The sequence below is a fragment of the Trinickia sp. HAY1-2D genome (assembly GCF_056754935.1).
The window spans coordinates 2,735,280-2,752,843 of sequence record NZ_JBPGWX010000002.1 but is presented as its reverse complement, the minus strand read 5'-3'; the positions used below and the strand labels follow the sequence as shown (position 1 = coordinate 2,752,843).

The window sequence follows — 17,564 nt, the reverse complement described above, 5'->3', positions numbered from 1 at the left end:
CGACAGCATGAACGGACCGACCGAATTCCACTATCGCCTGCCGGGGCGCGCAAGCGGCTCGCGTCCTGGCTCGCATCCGGGCACGAGCCTGGGGGCGGGCCAGGAGTTCGCCATGCATGCGCGGCTCATGGACTTTCCCGACCCGAGGCGCCTCGACTTGCGTGCCAGCGTGCAATCGGTGCGGCGCGAATGGCTCGTGCGCCTGAGCTTGCAACGTGTCGCCGTGCCCGTACACGCGGTGGTGGATGTGTCGTCCTCGATGCGCTTCGGTGCGCGTCGCACGAAGCTCGACATCGTCGCCGATTTCGTCGAGGCACTCGGCTTCAGCGCGTTTCGCTCGGGCGACCGGGTGGGCATGAGCGCGTTCGATGCGATGGAGCGCGACGATCTCTTCATGCCGCCGCGCCATGGCCGCGGCGCCGGCGAGGTCATGGCCGGCATGCTGCGCGCCGCGCGCACGGGCCACGACGGTCATGGCGCGGCGGGCCTTGCACGCGCGTTGATGCCGCTCGCGGGGCGCCCCGGGCTCGTCTTCATCGCCTCGGACTTCCACTGGCCGCTCGATGCGCTGCCGGCTGTGCTCGATACGCTCGCCCATGCCTGTGTCGTGCCGATCGTCGTTTGGGACCCCGCTGAGCTCGCGCCACCCGACGATGGTCGGCTGCTCGCGGTCCACGACGTCGAGTCGGGCGCGCGCAGGACCGTGTGGCTCTCGCCGCGCGTGCGCACTGCGTGGCGCGAGGCGGTGGCGCGTCGCCGTGGCGAGATCGACGCGTTGTTCGCGAAGCGCAGTGTGCGTCCGTTCTACATCGAGGGCGGGTTCGATGGCGAAGCGCTCTCGCAATACTTCATGGAGCAAAGCGCATGAGTCGCGTCATACGCTTGCTTCGCGCAAGGACGGGATGGGTTGCGGCACGGCGCTCGCTCGCGGCCCGGGCTGTATGGGCGATTTGCGCTGCGTTCGCGTTGGGGGGCGGCGCACCGACGACGGGTGTTGCTGCGACCGATGCAATCGCCCATGTCGATGAGCCGCGCGCTTTCGGTCATACGATCGGCGATGTCCTCGTGCAGCGCGTGCGGCTTGCCAGGGCCGGGCGCTCGGGCGGCGGCGAGGAACCGGTGCTGCCCACGGGCGGCCGCGTCGATGTCTGGCTCGAGCGGCTACCGGCTCGCATCGAAACGGCGGCCGACGGCAGTCGCTGGCTCCTGCTCGCGTATCAGGTGACGAACGCGCCGAGTGCGCTTACGCAAGCCGAACTGCCGGCGCTTGCGTTGCGAACGCGCGCCGGCGACGTGTTGCGCGTGCCGGCCTGGCCGATCAGCATCGGTCCGCTCGCACCGGATGCCGCATTCGACACCGGCGGGCTGACCGCGATGCAGCCCGATCGCGGCCCGGCGCCGCTGGCAGTTACGCCGATCGAGCGGCGCATCGCGATCGGCCTCGGCGGCCTGGCCGCCACGCTCCTCGCTTGGCTGGCGTGGTGGGTCGCGCGAAACCGCCGCGACGCCGCTCGCTTGCCGTTCGCGCGCGCTTGGCGCGAGCTTCGCCGGCCAGGGATGGCGAATGACGGCGGCGAGTATTCGGATGCCGCATGGCGGATCGTGCATCAAGCATTGAACGAAACGGCCGGCTTCGTCGTGCAACGGAGCTCGTTGCCCCGGCTTCTCGCCCGCGCGCCCTGGCTGCAGCCGTTGCGGCCGCAGTTGGAGCAGTTCTATCTGCGCTCGGACGTCCGCTTCTTCTCGTTGACGCCCGACGAGCTGCCGGGCGGGCTTGCGGTAGAGCCATCGCCGCCGGTGCTCGCGGCGCTGACGCGTTCGCTTTATCGCGCGGAAAAGGGCCGGCATCGATGAGCGCGTCTCGCGACTTCACGTCGCCCGCGATGCTGCTATGGCTGCCGCTCGCGCTGCTGCCGCTCTTGCCGCGGCGGGGCGAAACATTGCCGTTTTCGTGGGCGGCCTGGATTCCGCGGGACCGGCTCGGGCGCTGGCTCGGATTCGTCGCGCGTGTGGCGGCGGCGCTCGCCATCGCGGCCATCGTGGTGGGCCTCGCCGGTCCTGGCCGGTCTCATCTCGAAGCGCGGCGCACCGGCCGCGGCGCGGAAATTCTGATCCTGATGGATCGCAGCGGCAGCATGAACGGCGTCATGGCGAGCAAAGGCGTCAATACGTCGGGGGTCTCGAAGAACGCGGTCGCACGCGCCGCGCTGACGGACTTCGTCGACGGTCGCCCGAACGATCGCCTGGCCTTCATGCTGTTCGGCATCAGCCCCGTGCTCGCGATGCCGTTCACCTACGATCACGCGATCATCCGCGATGCGATCGACGGGACGAAGATCGGGCGCGGCCAGCCGGACACGCAGCTTGGCCGTGGTCTCATCGCCGCGATCGCTCAGTTCGACGAACGGCCCTGGACGGGCCATCGCGCGATCGTGCTCGTGTCCGACGGTGGCGCGCTGCTCGATGCCGCGGCTCGTGCGCGAATCGCTGAGGGGCTCGGGCGCAACCGGATCGCGCTTTACTTCATCTATTTGCGCAGCAGCGTGTTCAGCCCCGAGCTTGATCGCGCCGCGCGAGCGGAAGGCGACTCGCCGGAGGCCCAGCTGCATCGGTTCTTTCTGACGCTCAAAACGCCTTATCGATTGTTTCAGGCGGGCGATGCAGGCGCAATGACGGCCGCGATGAATGAGATCAATCGCCAGCAGAACTTTCCCGTCTCCTTTGTCGAACGTCTACCGCGTCAGGACCGCAGCCCTTGGTGCTTTGCGCTCGCCCTCGTGTGCTGCGCGCTCGTGATCGCCTCGCGCGCGATTCAGGTCAGGAGCTGGGCATGAGACGCAGGTCGGTTCATCTCGCGTTCGCCGCCGTGAGCCTCGTGTGTGCGGTGTACGCGGGCGCTCAGGCACTGAAGCTCGCGCACGCTGCGCATGTCAACGGCGAGGTGGCCGCTATTGCCGACGCCGCGAAGGGGCAGGGACACGCACCGGTGCAATCGCAGGCGCAGGTCTTTTCCGGAAGCGAGCGCGTGGCTGCAACCGTTGCGCAAAGGCCTGGCGGGGAAGCGCAGAAACACGGTGCGTCGCGTGAGGCGAGACTCGCATGGGCGATCGCCTTGTCGTCCGCCAAGCGCTATGGCGAGGCCGGTAGCGTTTTCGAAGCGCTCGCCGAAGACGGGCCGCACGACGCCATCGGCCGCGCGGCGCTGTTCGATTTGGCCAATATGTATCTTCGCCAGGGCGCGGGCGACGCAGCCCAGTCGTTACGCTCGCTGCCGCTCGTCGAACAGGCCAAGGCGCGCTATCGCGCGCTGCTTCGCGTCGCGCCTGACGATTGGGATGCGCGGTACAACCTCGAGCGCGCCTTGCGCGTCGCCCCCGAGACCGTCGCCGATACGGATGCCGCCAACGGGACGAGCAAGCGCGACATCAAGCTGCGCGGCGCAAAGAGCGAGGATTTGCCGTGACACTGCGCGAACGCGTGCGCGTCATGGCGCGATCGCGCGATGCGGCGATCGTCGCGGCGGCGGTGTTGCTCGCCATCGCGCTCTTCTTTCCGCGTATCGAGTTGCCGCGCGATACCTTCACCTACATGGTCACGTTCGACATCACGCAAAGCATGCAGACCGAAGACATGACCGCCGCAGGCGCGCCGGTGAGCCGGCTCGCTTTCGCGAAGGCGACCATGCGGGAGGCGCTCACGCGCTTGCCCTGCGGTTCGAAGATCGGCTGGAGCATCTTCACGGGGCAAGCCACGCTGCCGCTCATGCCGCCGATCGAGGTTTGCCGCAACTTCGACGCGCTGCTCGCATCGCTCGAAGGCATCGATGGCCGCATGCGCTGGACGAACTGGAGCCGCATTGCCGAGGGCGGCGTTTATTCGGCGGTGCGTGTGGCGCGCGAGCTTGGGCGCGGCGTCGAAGTCGTCTTCTTCACCGACGGGCAGGAGGCGCCGCCCATCTTGCCGTCGAACTCCCCCGAGGTCGATATCGCCGTGCCGGGCGTAGGCGGTTGGCTGATCGGCGTCGGCGGCGACCAACCGGCGCCGGTTCCGAAGATCGATGCCGACGGCAATCGCATCGGGTTCTGGGGGGCCTCGGAGGTGGTCCAGGTCCCGCCGTCGCTGCGCGCTTCGCCGACGGCCGAAAGCCATGAAGAGCTTTCGGCGTTGCAAGGCGAATATCTCGCGAAGGTCGCCGCGCGCATCGGCTTCTCGTACCGGCGCTTGAGCAGTGCCGATTCGCTCGCGCGTGCGCTGCGCGACGTACGTTTCGCCCATCGCGAACGCGTGCCGACGGACGTGCGCCGCATTCCCGCCATGCTTGCGCTCATCGTGCTCGTCGGGCGCTACCTCGCCTCGCTTCGATTCCGACCGTGGCGCCCGCGGGGCGCGATTCGCGACGCGCGCCCGGACGGGGGCGTTGTCACCGCTGCCGATAATGGGATACCTTGACGGCGGGCGTCATCCGCCGCTCGAGCTTGCACTCGATTCATCACGGAGAACGAACAATATGCTGGAGACACGATATCAACGCGCATGCGCGGCAAGGCCTCTGGCGATTGCCGCTGCCGCACTCGTCATGGCAAGTGCCGCGCACGCGGCGGCGCCGGTGGCTTACGTCACGAGCGAGAAGGCGGGGGTCGGGGTCATCGACCTCGACAGCATGACGCTCGAGAAGACGTTTTCGATCGGCGCGAGCGGCCCGCGCGGGCTGGGCCTCAACGACGACGGCACGCGCCTCCTGGTGGCCGACAAGAACACGGGCGAGTTGGCCGCCATCGACACCGCAACGGGTAAAGTGGTCGAGCACGTGAAGATCGGCAAGAACCCCGAGTATGTGCGCGTACACGGGGGACGGGCCTATGTCACCTATGAGCCGGGCGACACGGGCAAGCCCGAGCCGTCCGCGGCGGGCGGCAAGGGCGGTGGCGATGACGACGATGCGAACAAGCCGCCCGCTGAGATCGCAGTCGTCGATCTGAAGACGTGGCGGGTGATCCGCTCGGTGAAGAGCGGGCATGAGACGGAGGGTGTCGAGTTCTCGCGCGACGGCAGCCTGATGCTCGTGACGAACGAAGGCGATGACACCGTCTCGGTCTATCGCACCGATACGGCCGAGCCGGTCACCACCATCAAACTGGCCGCGGGCGGGCGGCCCCGGGGGATCAAGGCGTCGCCCGACGGCAAGACCTATGTCGTCACGCTCGAATCGCTGAGCAAATTCGTGGTGCTCGCTGCGAGCGATTACCACGTGGTGAAGACAGTCGATACGAAGCTCGGCCCCTACGGTATCGCCTACGGACCGGCGGGCAAGCATATCGTCGTGGCTGCGGCGCGTGACAAGACGCTGCAGGTCTTCGATGCGCAGACCTATGCGCATGTCACCGACGCGCCCATTGGCCAGCGCTGCTGGCACTTCAGCTTCACGCCCGACGGCAGCAAGCTGATGCTCGCGTGCGGGCGCTCCGATGCCGTCTATGTGCTCGACGCGAAGACTTACGCGCCGATCAAGCAGATCGGCAGTCTGCCGCTTGCGTGGGGCATCGTCACCTATCCGCCGAGCGACGGGTCGATCGAGTCCCGGTAAGAGCGTCCCCTGTGAGCGAGCCGCGGCGCGTGTGCCGCGGCATCAGTTCCACGCATAGCGTAGACCCACCCACATCCCGCGCGGCGCGCCCACCCCGACGAACTGTTCGTTCACCGGGTTGGCGCCGTCGAACGTGTGATTCGGACCGTTGAAAACATTCGCGCCCAGCACGCCGAAGCTTGCGTAGCGCTTGTCGAGCAGGTTCGTCACGCGCGCGAACACCTGAAGCTGTTTGGTCATGCGGTAGGTCGTGTCCAGATCGATGAGGAAGTAGCCCGCGATCCTTCCGTGCGTGTCGGCGTTGTTTTCGTCGCCGCGGGCGAAGATGCTGCCGCGGTAGGTCAGGTTCCCGCCGACGTCCCACTTCGGCGTTGCACTGTAATCGGCGCGCAGCTTGAGCGTATGCGCGGGAATGCCCGGTACTTTGTCGCCCGGTTTGACCGTGATATCGCCGCTCGCGTCGGCGCTCGAATTGCTCGCGCTGTGTTCGGTCCATGCCGTCCGATAGGTGGCATCGACATAGCTGTAGCTCGCGCCGATGCCTAACCCACCGAACTTCGTTCGCCCGGCGAGCTCGATGCCTTGCCGCCGGGTCGTGCCGACATTCTGGAAGAACCCTTGCGCACTGCCGGCGCTGCCGATGAACTGGATATCGTCGTTGAGCGAGGTGCGATAGACGGCGGCGCTCCAGCTCGTCGCGTCGCCCAGTTTGCCGCGCGCTCCGATCTCAAACGTCTTCGAGATGACCGGTTTGAGCGCCGGGTCGCTCAGAAAATCGTTGGGCAGCGAGCACGGTGCACTCGGATCGGCGCAGGCCAGCTCGATGGCTGTCGGCACGCGCATGCCTTCGTTGTAGGTGACATAGGTGGTGAAAGCCGGTGTCGGGTTCCAGTTGATGCCGGCAGCCGGATTGAAGCGTGAAAACACGTGTCGGCCGTCGAGTTGCGGCTGCGTGCCGCTCGCGTCGCCGATTTGTGCGCTGGACCAGTTGTAGCGCCCGGCCAGCGTCAGCGTCCACTGCTTCGAAAGCGAGAAGGTGTCCGAAAGGTAGATGCCGTAATTGGCGCTGCGTGTCTTCGCATCTGTTTGCGGCGCGAAACCGCCAATGCCGATGGCCTCGCGTTGGTCGTTGAAGAACGCGTCTTGCAGGGCAGCCGTGTAGCGCGAGTTCGCGATGTCGGCGGATACACCGGTGACGAGCTGATTGTCGTGTCCGGCAATCGTGCCGAGCGTCGTCAATTGCAGGTTCGCGCCGTAGCTGTCGGTGGTGACGACCGATTGCTGATTGGTACCTTGCAGCGTATCGATGACGCCCGTCGCGTCGGCGGTGCCGAAATCGCTGTTGGTATTGCTGCTCAGATTGCCGTTTCGATAGTGCCGGTAATAGGCATTGCCGCTCAGCTGGAACGTGTCGTTGAGCGCGCGATCGCCCGAGAGCGTCAGATAGCCGACGCTGTTTCGATTGCGATCGGGGAAGGTGTAGGGCTGGCTCGGGTTGCCGAGAAACGAACGCGGCAGCGCTTGGGCCCCTTCGAGCGTGTTATCGGCACCGCCCGCCGAAACCGCGAGTGTCGTATCGGCATCGGTATAGCGCAGTTTGCCGAATGCCTGGCGCACGCGGCTCGCGTTGTGTGCGGCCCAGCCGTTGTCGTTGGCCGCGTTTGCGGTGAAGTAGTAATCGAGGTGTGCGCCGAGCGTGCCGCCCTGCTGAATTTGCGCCGTCTTGCGGCCCCATGAGCCCGCGGTGAGCTCCGCTTCGCCGCCGGGGCTCGTCTTGCCGTTGCGTGTCGTGATGACGAGCGCGCCGCCGAGCGTATTCAGACCGTAGGTCGGGTTCGAGCCCGGGATCAACTGCATCGTGTCGATGGCGGCTTCGGGAATGAGGTCCCAATTCACGACGTCGCCGAACGGCTCGTTCACCCGGACGCCATCGACGAATACCGAGAGTCCTTGCGGTGTTCCGAGCAGCGGCGATGCGGTGAAACCGCGATAGTTGACATCGGTTTGATAGGGATTGCCTTGCGCTTCGTTGATATCGACGCTCGGCAGATTTTTCTCGAAGTAATCGGCGAGGGTCGCCCGGTGCTGGCGGTCCAGATCGCGCGCACGGACCGTTTGGACGTTGGCGGGCACCTGCGATAGCGGGGTGCCCAGGCCGAGCAACGGTGTGGTGCCCACGATGATGACCGGTGCAAGGACGGTCGAACCGGAGGCCGGGGCCGGTGTCGATTGCGGCGAATTTGTCGGCGCCGCAGGGTCAGCAGCCGGTGTCTGCTGTGCGAGCACGGATGTCGGCGAGCCGGTCAATGCGCCGGCGAGCACCAGGCTGAATCCCAGCGGTCGTCTGAGGTGCATTGCCCGCGCGATCTTTTTCATGGTCTCCATTCCCGCTCGCTGGTTGCGTCGTCTATGCATCGGAGGCTTGATCGTGCCGGGTTCCATTGCCGCGCGCAAGCATCGCATTGGCTGCCTGGGATCGATGCTCGGTCTTCGATTTCCACGACTTTGTTCGAGCGCGTCTCGAGTCGATGCGAGGCGCCGGGCGTTCGTCGCGACGCCGGTGAACGCAGCGTGACGATTTCGCTCCGTTCGCCGGATTTTCTCTCGCCAAGACGGGCCTTTAATTCGTCTGACAAAAAAATGTCATCTGCGATGCCTCGGTGAATGTCGCGCCGGCGCATCGCTTCCAGTCCGTGCATTCCGTTCATGCAGCAACCTCATCAATAAAAATGCGAGGTAAAAAATGTTGCGCAGCAGATCGGTATTCCCTTTCGCATCGCCACTCGCGGCTCAGACAGACAGCGTTGAGGCAACGCTCCTCGATGGCTCCCTCGCGTCGGCGAGGCCCGCATCCACCGACATTCACCGCCGCGGTGACCGCGGCATGTTCGCCAACCTGAAAACGCTATCCAAACGCACGTTGAAAGCGACGTCGTTGACTATCACTTATCCGTTCTACGGCACGACGAAGACTCGACCCACGCGCGCGAAGCCAAAGCCCGAGGCGGCCGCGGGCGACGCGTCGATACTGCCCGGGGACGATCCCAAGCCGCCGCGTTCGTTGGGCCATAAACACGAACGCAATATCGATGCCGTCGTACCGCAAGACAAATCGGTCTCCACGCGAGCCGAGATTCGCTTCGGATTACCGGTCGATATCGACACGCCGAAGGGCGCGCGACGCTACATCGACACGCAGTGGAAAGAGGTCATACGCAACGGACGGTTCCAGGCAGGGGATATCGACCGGTTGACGGAGACGTTGAGCAAATATCTGCTGGAGCGCGACACGGCCGCGCACGACCGTGGCGGCGAAGCGGTCGTCCAGGCCGGCACATGCGCGATCATGGTATCGGACGCGCTTGCGCGAGCGACGAATGGCGACCCGCTTCGCGCACAGGCTGCATTGACGGCTCTCATCGAAGGCGATACGTCCGCCTCACCGAGAGTCCAGGCTGACGTGCTCGCACTGCAAATCGCGCTGGGAACGAGCGGCGTCGGCATGGAGACACTGCTCGCGATCGCGCCGCACACGTTGCCGCCGCAAGCGTCTGGCGACGCCACGAGCGCCGAGGTCCAGCGCGAAGCGTTTCGCCAGGCCCTGCGCGCGGCCGAGGTCTTGCTGGCAAACAAACCCGCTTCGGAGATCGGCCCAACGAGCCTCGATGCGCTTTCGACGATCGCCGAGGCCGCGCTGCCCATTGCGGAGCGGGAGCGGCCGCGCGCTTCGTCAGGCAACCGGGTCGAACCCATCGACATGGCCTCGGACCCGGTGCCGGCCTGGCTCGTCGAGCCGACCAATACGCTTGCCGTCAAGGCGCTGAAGGCGGCCAATCTCCTTCGCGCCGCCCCAGCCGCCGATTGCCCTCGACATCTGGCTGAAGCCTACTTTGCCTGGCGCAACGGCTTCGATCGCGAGGGAGCCGGAACCGACCTTTCGAAATGCCAGCATCGTCTCTTCAAACTCCTGACGTACGCGGACCGCGCGGCCGAAACGAGCTTCGTTTCACGCGCGATGTCCGGATTCTTCGGGATGCGCAAGTCGCCGCTCTCGGCCCTGCAAAACCTCGGGACGAACGGACTGATGCTGCGTCAGCCTCACCACGAATTTGCCCTTTTCACCGATGCACTCGACGCTGTGAAGGCGCGTCTCGTCGATTGCTTGAACGACGGTACGGTACCCAGGCCCGACAAGGTGCAATATGCGCTGAAGATCGCCGCGTTGGACCAGTGGCATCAGCGCATGGCGTCGAAGGGGTTGCGATCGAGCTATCGGTTTTCGTCCTCCGATCTGGAGGCGATCGCCGTTCGCGCACGCGCGCTCACGCCGAACCGAATACCGATTAGCAAGAAGGAGAGCGCGGCCTACTTCGGGGTCGACCATGGCGGCGAGACAGGAACGGTTCGTTCGACCTCGGCGCAACCGGGCAAGACGATTTCTCCGCTGCCGCGCGAGGAACTGGCAGACCATAGACGCAATAGCGAAGCGATACGAGCGGCCTTACGGCAACTGGACAAGATGACGCCCTCGCTGTTGCGCGATTGGGGCGAGCATGCCTGGCGACCGGCGAACAAGGCCGGTTGCGCCGACGGTGACGAGGGAGCGCATACTTCGCTGCTACCCGACACCGTTGCTCAGAAAATCCGTGCATTCGAAGCACGCTTTGTCGACGTGCGGCCGAAGCCCGGCGATAGCGCAGCGCAACTCGATGCCATCGATGCGATCGCGAAAGAGATGCCCGACACCTACGACATCCGCTTGAGCAGCGGCGGCTCATATGGTGTCGCGAGCGTGACGTCCGAATCGCTCGCTGCCTTGTCGAGTGCGGCAGCCGTGCCAATGGTCGCCGCGTTGCCCGATCTCGGCGCAATCAAAGGACGGCATGCCGTCATCGACATCGGCTCGAATCAGCATTTCGGACACATTTTTATCGGCACGGATTCGCGCAAGGCCATTTACGGCGGCATAGGCGGCTTCGCGGGATGGTCGTTCGGCAAGAAGGGGCTTGCCATGCTGGGCGTTTCGGGTGGAGCACGCCGCAGCCGAAATACGGGCGGCCCGTGTGGCGTGACGATTCGCACCCGCCGATCCGATGACGAGGCGCAGGGTACCCCGGACGCATGGCGCACAAAGATGCTCGGTGCACTCGGTGCGCTGCGCACTTCGGGGCCGAACAGCGGCCGCCCGAGGACTGCGGAAGAAATGTGGTCGGGCCTCGCTCAGCGTTATTGGAAAGACCCGGCGCTCTCCGTGAGCTGGACGGACAACCGGGACCGGACTAGCGCGACGTCGGGTTCCGCCAGCGCCGCCGCGCGTGTCGGCACCGCCGCGACCAAGTGGGGCCCGTCGATCTCGGCAGGCACGACGCTGGTTCACAAGGCCCAATCGCGGCTCGTCGACAAGACAGGCAACCACGGGATCGATGTTGCAGCGGTGGCGAGCGGGCGGGTGACGCCCGTTGCGTTCACCATTGTGGAGGGCTTGCCGGGCGCGCAACTCCATCAGGGCACACAGGCCCATCACAACGGGCATGCCCATGCGCCGCATTTAGCGGCTTTCTCGTTTCCATCGGCGCCGTATATAGGCGTGGGCACAAAACTCTTTGCGAAGAATACGAACGCAGCGCTGCGCATCGGTCACGATAGCGATCGTATCGTACCGAAGCATACGTTCCGGGATACGGAGTTCGGCACGTTCAAGGAGTTCAAGCAATATGTCGATTGCTATCGTGCAGAGTGGCTTGCCGCTCTTGGCGGAGACAAGGATGCAGTGAAGAAGCTCGACGACATCATCGTTGCGATCAAGAAAGGCTCCGCTGCCGGCAACGTGGTGATGGGCGAGCGCTGGGATATGACCGGCGAGGCGGCCAAGCGGCTCGACTTCCTGTTTCATCTGAAGCAGCGTTACGAGCGACCGCCGAAGCTCAGCGCCGCCGAGGCACGCGAGCTGGCACGCATCAATGCCGATATCCGCCATGTGCTCGCCGGCGAAAGCAGTTGGCGCAGGCAGTCGCTCTATGCTTATGAGTCGCTCGGCGCGCAACGCGCACTGGGCTTGTCGTTCCTGCTCAACGCTCAGAGTCTGCAGAGCGTGTCGGGCGTTCGGGAGCTGGCGGTACTGGGAACGTAGTGGACCGGGTGGGGGCGCCGACGAATGCACACCGATGTCACGACTTGGCTCCAGCCTCGTCGCGCGTTCCGCATGCGCCCCCGCTCTGTGCATCCGCCTCGTGCGAAAGCCCGCTGAGCTTGCGCGAATTGGCGTCGTTGCGAAAGAAGATCGGCTGTTCCGTGGCACCGCCTCCCCCGGCCGCGGCTTCGCTCGCCCGCTCGACGAACTGCACGATTTGCGCGTGCGCGGGCGACTTGTCGCAGACCGGATCGGCGTTGGCCGGGTCGCCCGTAAGCAGATAGGCCTGGCAACGGCAACCGCCGAGATCCTTTGTTTTTTCTTCGCAACTTCTGCAAGGCTCCTTCATCCATCCGAAGCCGCGAAATCGGTTGAACGCGTCGCTTCGATACCAGATATCGGCCAATGCCGTATCGGTCACGTTCGGGAACGAAAGGCCCGGCAGCGAGCGTGCCGCGTGGCACGGCAGCGCGGTACCGTCCGGCGCGATGCCGAGAAACACCGCGCCCCAGCCGTTCATGCAGCGCTTCGGGCGGCGCTCGAAGTAATCGGGTACCACGAAGAAGATCCGGCAGCGATCGCCATGCGATTGCCGGTAGCGTTCGACGACGGCTTCGGCCTCCACCAGCTGTTCTTGCGTAGGCAGCAGTTGCGCGCGGTTCTTGTATGCCCAGCCGTAGTACTGCGTGTTGGCGAGCTCGAGGTACTCGGCGCCCATCGCGAGCGCCATCTCGATGATCTTGTCGACATGAGGCAGGTTATAGCGATGCAGCACGCAATTGAGCACCATCGGGAAGCCATGGCGCTTGATGGCCTCGGCCACCCGGCATTTCAGATCGAACGTACGCGTGCTGCTCAGGAAATCGTTCAGCTCCTGCGTCGAGTCCTGAAACGACAGCTGGATGTGATCGAGCCCGGCCTTCTTGAGCGCACCGAGGCGCGCATCGGTCAGCCCGATGCCCGAGGTGATGAGGTTCGTATAAAAGCCCAGCTCTCGCGCGACGGCCACGAGTTCCTCGAGGTCATCGCGCAGCAGCGGCTCGCCGCCCGAGAAACCGAGTTGCGCAGCGCCGAGTGCGCGGGCTTCGCGCAGCACGGCGATCCACTGCGCGGTATCGAGCTCCCGCCGGTTCGCCGCGTAGTCGACCGGGTTATAACAAAAAACGCAGTGCAGCGGGCATCGGTACGTCAGCTCGGCAAGCAGCCACAGCGGAGGCGCGACGCCCCCGGCGGCTTGGGCGTCGTCGGCCGTGGCACCCGCGACTGGGGAAACGAGATCGGTCATGACATGGCTCCGTCGATTTCGACCTGGCGACAGGCTAAGCGATCCATCCGCGCGTGCGCGCTTCGGCGAGGAACGCACGCACCTCGGCCTCGATCCCGGTCGTCTCGAACGCACGCTCGAGCTCGGCGACGAGCGCCTGCAGATCGCGCGTGCCGTCGCAGCGCTTCAGGATTTCGGCGGCGCTTTGGTTGAGCTTGACCATGCCCTCGGGGTAGAGCAGCACATGGGCGTTTTGCGCCGGTTCCCATTGCAGCCGGAAAACCGATTTGAGCGAGGGGCGCTCGGCGGGTGTCGCCGCGCTCGATTCATGCGAGGTTGCGTTCATGCGGGGAATGCCTTTTCGATGGAGTCGAGCATCGACCAGAGAATGTCGAGCTTGAATTGCAGGATCGTGAGCGCACGCTCCTGCTGGTCGCGGCGCGTGAAATGCGCGAGCGTGACCTTCAGGCCGTGCTCGACATCGCGCTGTGCGAGCGGAATGCGCGAACGGAAATAGGCGAGACCGTCCGGGGCGATCCACGGATAATGCTGCGGCCATGTCGCCAGCCGGTCCTTGTGGATTTGCGGCGCGAACATTTCGGTCAGCGAAGAGCAGACGGCCTCCTGCCAAGGCGCACGGCGCGCGAAATTGACATAGGCGTCGACGGCAAAGCGCACGCCCGGCGTCACCTGCTCGAGCGACCAGAGCGCGTCGCGTGTCAGTCCGACGGCTTCGCCAAGGCGAGACCACGCTTCGATTCCGCCGGCATTGTCGCCGTAGCCATCGTGATCGAGAATGCGCACGACCCATTGGCGGCGCGTCTCGCGATCGGGACAATTGGAGAGGATGGCGGCATCCTTGATCGGAATCCTGATCTGGTAATAGAAGCGATTGGCCACCCAGCCGCGAATCTGCTCGCGCGAGCATTGTCCGCTCGTCATCCGCACGTTGAAAGGATGATGGATGTGATAGCCGGCGCCTTTTGCCCGCAGTTGCGCTTCGAATTCCTCCCGGCTCCAGGCCGGCAGCGCGGGATCGACCGCAGGCACGGGCGCCGTGCCGAATGTATCGTTCACGTTCATCGGTTTTCGTCTCCTGTTGCGCCCGTGCCCAGCCTGTAGCGCATCATCGCATTGGTTTTGCGGCGGCGGACCGCGGCGCACTAGAGCTCGAACGTCATGCCGTCTTCGGCGAGTTCGATGCCGTGCTCGGCGAGCGTGCGGCGCTCGGGACCATCTTCCACCAGGATCGGGTTCGTGTTGTTGATGTGAATCAGGACCTTGCGCACCGGCCGCGCAGGCGACGCGCCGATTCCATCGAGCACCTCGATCATGCCGCCCGGGCCCGATTGAGGCAAATGGCCCATGTCCGCAGCGGTCTTTTTCGAAAAACCGAGACGAATCATTTCATCGTTCGTCCAGGTCGTACCGTCGACGAGCAGCAGATCCATCTCCTGCATGGCCGCCAGTACATGAGGTTCGAGCACGCCGAGCCCAGGCGCGTAAAACGCGCGCTTGCCCGTATCGAGATTCGTGATGACGAGCCCGATGTTGTCGCCGCGCTCGGGTGCCTCGCGATGCGGCGAATAAGGCGGCGCCTTGCTCGTGAGTGGCAGCGGATCGATGCGCACGCGCGGCAGCGCGGCGAGCTCGATCGGTGCGCCGTCGAGCGCGATGGCATGATGTTCCACGCCGCAGTAGTGCGAGAGGATCGGGCCGATCGGGAAACCCGTGCTCAGATCTTGCCAGACGGCCGGCGTCGCGTAGAGCGGCAACGGCGTGCCGCGCTCGCGCAGCATCAGCAGGCCCGTCACGTGATCGATCTGCGCGTCCATGACGAGCACAGCCGCGATGCCGGTGTCGCGCGGCTGCCGCGCGGGCTGCAGCTCGGGACTGGCGGCGATTTGCGCGAGCAGATCGGGCGATGCGTTGACGAGCAGCCAATCCTCGCCGTTCGCGCTGACGGCAATCGACGATTGAGTACGGCGCTTCGCCTTGACGGTGCCGCGCCGCACGCCGTCACAGTTATGGCAATTGCAATTCCACTGAGGAAATCCGCCGCCGGCGGCCGAACCCAGTACTTTGATTTTCATCCCGTATGTGGGCGCTGGGCGCCCCCTTTATGCGGTTTGGACCGCCGCGGCAGCATGGTGAACAGCAAGCCGTCGCGATCGATCCATTGATGCTTGAACACGCCGGCGATGTGCAGCGCGACGAGCCCGATCATCATGTAAGCCAGTACAGTATGCCCACCGAAGAAGATCGCGCGCAACCCGGGGTCGTCCCAGCCCCATTTCGGCAGCGTCAGGCCCCACCAGCGCGTGCCATAAGTGTTGAACGAGGAGCCGAGATAGCCGGTGACCGGCAGCGCGACCATGCCTGCGAATAAAAAGACCTGCGTCGTGCGCGCGGCGGCGCGTTGCCACGGTCGCATCGGCGGCAGCGGCGGCCTTCCGACGACCACGCGCACCAGGATGCGTAAAAGCACAAGCAGGAAAACCGTTAGCCCGAGCGACTTGTGAAGATTGATCAGCGTCGCTTTGACGGGCAACCCTTTGGGCAGACCGACCATGTAAAGCCCCAGCGCAATCAGTGCAATGATCCCGAATGCGATCAGCCAATGCAGCACCATGAGCGGTGCCGCGAAGCGGTACGCGTCAGACGGCACGTCGCGATGGCGATCGGAAGTCGGTTCGGCAGTGGTCCTCATGGTCGTGTCCCGAATGATGCTGTCGGCTCTTTCTCCATTGAGCGCCGCAGCGCTCGCGAGTTCGATCGCGCGCGTCATGCGACGATCAGTATTTCCCCTCGGCCGTCCACCGCCAGATCGCCGGCATAGCGCCGAGGCAGCTTGTCCGGGGCGAGGCGCGAAAACGGCGCCGCTTCGCGTGAAAGGCTCTTCACGAGCAGTGCCCAAAACACGTCGAAGCCGCGCCCGCCCGCGACGAAGGTCGGAGGCAGTGCGGCAGGCGCATGGGCGAGCACGAGCGTGCCTCGGCGCATGCCATAGCCGTAATGGTCCCCGACGTGTCCGGCCACGCAGATCGTGCCGGCGACGAGCCGCGACGCCGCAAAGGCACCCGCATTGCCGCCGACCGTCACCAGCCCGCGCCGCATGCGGTCCGCGAGGCGTTCGCCGGCGTTGCCGCCGATCGCGAGCGTGCCGCCTGTCATGCCCTCCATCTCGCCAGCCCGTGCCGCGGCGGCGAAATCGCCGCAGTTGCCCGCGATGCTCAAGCGTCCGCCGCGCATTTCGCAGGCCGCGAAGTGTCCGGCATCGCCCTCGATCGCGAGCGTGCCGCCGCGCATTTGCGCGCCCGCGTAGTCGCCCGCCGTGCCCAGTACCCGCAACGTGCCGCGCTCCATGCCCGCGCCGATGCGCAAAAGCCATTCGCACTGGCCCTCGATCACGAGCGTGGGGGCTGGATCGCCCGCGTTGCTGTCCGTTTCGCTTCGCGACACATCGAAAAGATCGCCGATCGCCACCGTCTCGCCGCCTGCAGGCAGGCCGAAGCGTTCGAGCGTCGTGAGCGGCATCGCGGCAAGCGCGTCCGGCGCAAGCGGCGAGCCGTCGATCTCGAAGCCAGGCGGGGTCTTCAGACGTAACGTGGTCGTGCTCATGGGGTCCGGCTTCCTTCGATGCCTTCCGAAAGGCGATGCAACGGAAAGTGATAGGGACCGAGCTTGCCGCCGTAGTTGCCGGCCGAGATCCGCACGACGCCGGCAGGCCGTCCCAGCGCTGTCGCCGCGGCGATGCCGGCCGTCATCGCCGCGCCGACATCGGCCTCGGTCAGCCCATCGATGACGATTTCCAGCACGCAGCCGACATCGGCCGTCAGTTCGCTTTTCGCGGATAGACCGATGAGCGTCGGGCAAAACGCGTCGTTCGTCGAGGCCGTCGCACCGGCATATTTCGAGCCGACCTTCGAGCCCGAGCGCACGATGCCCCCTGGAAACGGCAGGATCACGTTCGGCAGCTTGCGCATCGCGGCGACGGCGGCCTCAGTGGCGGCGAGCGTCGCATCGATGTGCTCGCCGAGCAGCAGCAAATTGCCGCCGCCGACGGCTTTGACGGTCGGCACCGTATCCGCGCACAGGAATTCGCCGTCCATGACCGGCACGCGCCAGTAGCGCTTGTCGTCGATCATCTTCGCGATCTGCCAGCCGTCGCCGAAAAAGCGCAGCCGGCTGCCGATGCCGGCATCGTCCGACAGGGGCGCCGCGCTCGTTGCGGCGTCGATGCCGGCATAGACAGCCGTGGTGGGACATGTCAGCACGCATTGGCCGACACGCCGTTCGAGTTGCTTGGCGAGCTCTTTCGTCGATACCGCGAAAAGCAGCACCGATACGCCGGGGCGTCCGTCGGGCGTCTCGTCGGCGTGCCAATCGCGTTCGATGCCGGCTTCGCAGCCGCAGCCGATGACGGACGTGGCGAAGCCGGCGAGCGCATTGGCCGCGTGGCGCGCCCATATGAGCGTATGCGCCGTGATGACGAGGCGTGTCGCCTTCATCGGAAACGCTTCGGCGAACGTGTCGTCGATGACGGTGCCGTTGATCGTGCGCGGTAGGCTCATCGTCGTCGGCCC

The 17,564-nt window shown here is 65.5% G+C and carries 15 protein-coding genes; 7 read left to right on the top strand and 8 right to left on the bottom strand.

Annotated features, from left to right (window positions below; genetic code table 11):
- Positions 1–7 precede the first annotated feature (7 nt).
- Genes ACR9ZC_RS19940 through ACR9ZC_RS19915 form a run of 6 tightly spaced genes read left to right on the top strand, consistent with a single transcriptional unit; the run spans position 8 to position 5,584 of the window.
- Complete coding sequence (locus ACR9ZC_RS19940; protein WP_481581625.1) at positions 8–868, top strand: DUF58 domain-containing protein; 861 nt, start codon at positions 8–10, stop codon at positions 866–868.
- The gene (locus tag ACR9ZC_RS19935) at positions 865–1,854 is read left to right on the top strand and encodes a calcium incorporation protein MxaA (protein WP_481581624.1); all 990 of its coding nucleotides are present in this window, start codon (positions 865–867) and stop codon (positions 1,852–1,854) included. Before ACR9ZC_RS19940 ends, ACR9ZC_RS19935 begins: the two co-directional genes overlap by 4 nt.
- A complete protein-coding gene (locus ACR9ZC_RS19930; RefSeq protein WP_481581623.1) occupies positions 1,851–2,834 on the top strand; it encodes a vWA domain-containing protein in 984 nt (327 codons plus the stop codon). The genes ACR9ZC_RS19935 and ACR9ZC_RS19930 overlap by 4 nt, the downstream gene beginning before the upstream one ends.
- Positions 2,831–3,463 (top strand): hypothetical protein, encoded by a 633-nt coding sequence (locus ACR9ZC_RS19925; protein ID WP_481581622.1) that lies wholly within the window; start codon positions 2,831–2,833, stop codon positions 3,461–3,463. Before ACR9ZC_RS19930 ends, ACR9ZC_RS19925 begins: the two co-directional genes overlap by 4 nt.
- Positions 3,460–4,449, top strand: a complete 990-nt coding sequence (locus ACR9ZC_RS19920; protein ID WP_481581621.1) for a vWA domain-containing protein — start codon at positions 3,460–3,462, stop codon at positions 4,447–4,449. The genes ACR9ZC_RS19925 and ACR9ZC_RS19920 overlap by 4 nt, the downstream gene beginning before the upstream one ends.
- 58 nt (positions 4,450–4,507) lie before the next feature.
- Positions 4,508–5,584, top strand: coding sequence for a beta-propeller fold lactonase family protein (locus ACR9ZC_RS19915; protein WP_481581620.1), 1,077 nt, complete (start codon positions 4,508–4,510; stop codon positions 5,582–5,584).
- 42 nt (positions 5,585–5,626) lie between these two features.
- On the opposite strand, the gene ACR9ZC_RS19910 is transcribed toward ACR9ZC_RS19915, so the two are convergent.
- The gene (locus tag ACR9ZC_RS19910) at positions 5,627–7,969 is read right to left on the bottom strand and encodes a TonB-dependent receptor (RefSeq protein ID WP_481581619.1); all 2,343 of its coding nucleotides are present in this window, start codon (positions 7,967–7,969) and stop codon (positions 5,627–5,629) included.
- A 499-nt stretch (positions 7,970–8,468) separates the two neighbouring features.
- Between ACR9ZC_RS19910 and ACR9ZC_RS19905 the strand changes: the two genes are divergently transcribed.
- Complete coding sequence (locus tag ACR9ZC_RS19905; protein WP_481581618.1) at positions 8,469–11,714, top strand: hypothetical protein; 3,246 nt, start codon at positions 8,469–8,471, stop codon at positions 11,712–11,714.
- A 37-nt stretch (positions 11,715–11,751) separates the two neighbouring features.
- Here ACR9ZC_RS19905 and pqqE read toward each other — a convergent pair whose 3' ends face one another.
- From pqqE to fhcD, 7 genes are all read right to left on the bottom strand, one after another.
- Positions 11,752–12,999, bottom strand: a complete 1,248-nt coding sequence (gene pqqE / locus ACR9ZC_RS19900) for a pyrroloquinoline quinone biosynthesis protein PqqE (RefSeq protein WP_481581617.1) — start codon at positions 12,997–12,999, stop codon at positions 11,752–11,754.
- A gap of 34 nt (positions 13,000–13,033) precedes the next feature.
- A complete protein-coding gene (gene pqqD, locus ACR9ZC_RS19895) occupies positions 13,034–13,324 on the bottom strand; it encodes a pyrroloquinoline quinone biosynthesis peptide chaperone PqqD (protein WP_331565998.1) in 291 nt (96 codons plus the stop codon).
- Positions 13,321–14,061, bottom strand: coding sequence for a pyrroloquinoline-quinone synthase PqqC (pqqC, locus tag ACR9ZC_RS19890; protein WP_481581616.1), 741 nt, complete (start codon positions 14,059–14,061; stop codon positions 13,321–13,323). The genes pqqD and pqqC overlap by 4 nt, the downstream gene beginning before the upstream one ends.
- Positions 14,062–14,141: 80 nt before the next feature.
- Positions 14,142–15,071 carry a pyrroloquinoline quinone biosynthesis protein PqqB gene (gene pqqB / locus ACR9ZC_RS19885; protein WP_331565995.1) on the bottom strand — a complete coding sequence of 310 codons (930 nt, stop codon included), beginning with the start codon at positions 15,069–15,071 and terminating at the stop codon, positions 14,142–14,144.
- Positions 15,068–15,688: a cytochrome b gene (locus ACR9ZC_RS19880; protein WP_331565993.1), complete on the bottom strand. Its 621-nt coding sequence runs from the start codon at positions 15,686–15,688 to the stop codon at positions 15,068–15,070. Before ACR9ZC_RS19880 ends, pqqB begins: the two co-directional genes overlap by 4 nt.
- A 74-nt stretch (positions 15,689–15,762) precedes the next feature.
- Complete coding sequence (locus ACR9ZC_RS19875; protein ID WP_481581615.1) at positions 15,763–16,599, bottom strand: formylmethanofuran dehydrogenase subunit C; 837 nt, start codon at positions 16,597–16,599, stop codon at positions 15,763–15,765.
- The gene (fhcD, locus tag ACR9ZC_RS19870) at positions 16,596–17,552 is read right to left on the bottom strand and encodes a formylmethanofuran--tetrahydromethanopterin N-formyltransferase (protein WP_481581614.1); all 957 of its coding nucleotides are present in this window, start codon (positions 17,550–17,552) and stop codon (positions 16,596–16,598) included. Before fhcD ends, ACR9ZC_RS19875 begins: the two co-directional genes overlap by 4 nt.
- Between the last annotated feature and the right edge of the window lie 12 nt (positions 17,553–17,564).

What these genes read in the sequence shown, in the direction of transcription:
- ACR9ZC_RS19940 (WP_481581625.1), top strand. Translation starts at nt 8, where the DNA reads ATGAACGGACCGACCGAATTCCACTATCGCCTGCCGGGGCGCGCAAGC.
- ACR9ZC_RS19935 (WP_481581624.1), top strand. Translation starts at nt 865, where the DNA reads ATGAGTCGCGTCATACGCTTGCTTCGCGCAAGGACGGGATGGGTTGCG.
- ACR9ZC_RS19930 (WP_481581623.1), top strand. Translation starts at nt 1,851, where the DNA reads ATGAGCGCGTCTCGCGACTTCACGTCGCCCGCGATGCTGCTATGGCTG.
- ACR9ZC_RS19925 (WP_481581622.1), top strand. Translation starts at nt 2,831, where the DNA reads ATGAGACGCAGGTCGGTTCATCTCGCGTTCGCCGCCGTGAGCCTCGTG.
- ACR9ZC_RS19915 (WP_481581620.1), top strand. Translation starts at nt 4,508, where the DNA reads ATGCTGGAGACACGATATCAACGCGCATGCGCGGCAAGGCCTCTGGCG.
- ACR9ZC_RS19910 (WP_481581619.1), bottom strand. Translation starts at nt 7,969, where the DNA reads ATGGAGACCATGAAAAAGATCGCGCGGGCAATGCACCTCAGACGACCG.
- ACR9ZC_RS19905 (WP_481581618.1), top strand. Translation starts at nt 8,469, where the DNA reads ATGTTCGCCAACCTGAAAACGCTATCCAAACGCACGTTGAAAGCGACG.
- pqqE (WP_481581617.1), bottom strand. Translation starts at nt 12,999, where the DNA reads ATGACCGATCTCGTTTCCCCAGTCGCGGGTGCCACGGCCGACGACGCC.
- pqqD (WP_331565998.1), bottom strand. Translation starts at nt 13,324, where the DNA reads ATGAACGCAACCTCGCATGAATCGAGCGCGGCGACACCCGCCGAGCGC.
- pqqC (WP_481581616.1), bottom strand. Translation starts at nt 14,061, where the DNA reads ATGAACGTGAACGATACATTCGGCACGGCGCCCGTGCCTGCGGTCGAT.
- pqqB (WP_331565995.1), bottom strand. Translation starts at nt 15,071, where the DNA reads ATGAAAATCAAAGTACTGGGTTCGGCCGCCGGCGGCGGATTTCCTCAG.
- ACR9ZC_RS19880 (WP_331565993.1), bottom strand. Translation starts at nt 15,688, where the DNA reads ATGAGGACCACTGCCGAACCGACTTCCGATCGCCATCGCGACGTGCCG.
- ACR9ZC_RS19875 (WP_481581615.1), bottom strand. Translation starts at nt 16,599, where the DNA reads ATGAGCACGACCACGTTACGTCTGAAGACCCCGCCTGGCTTCGAGATC.
- fhcD (WP_481581614.1), bottom strand. Translation starts at nt 17,552, where the DNA reads ATGAGCCTACCGCGCACGATCAACGGCACCGTCATCGACGACACGTTC.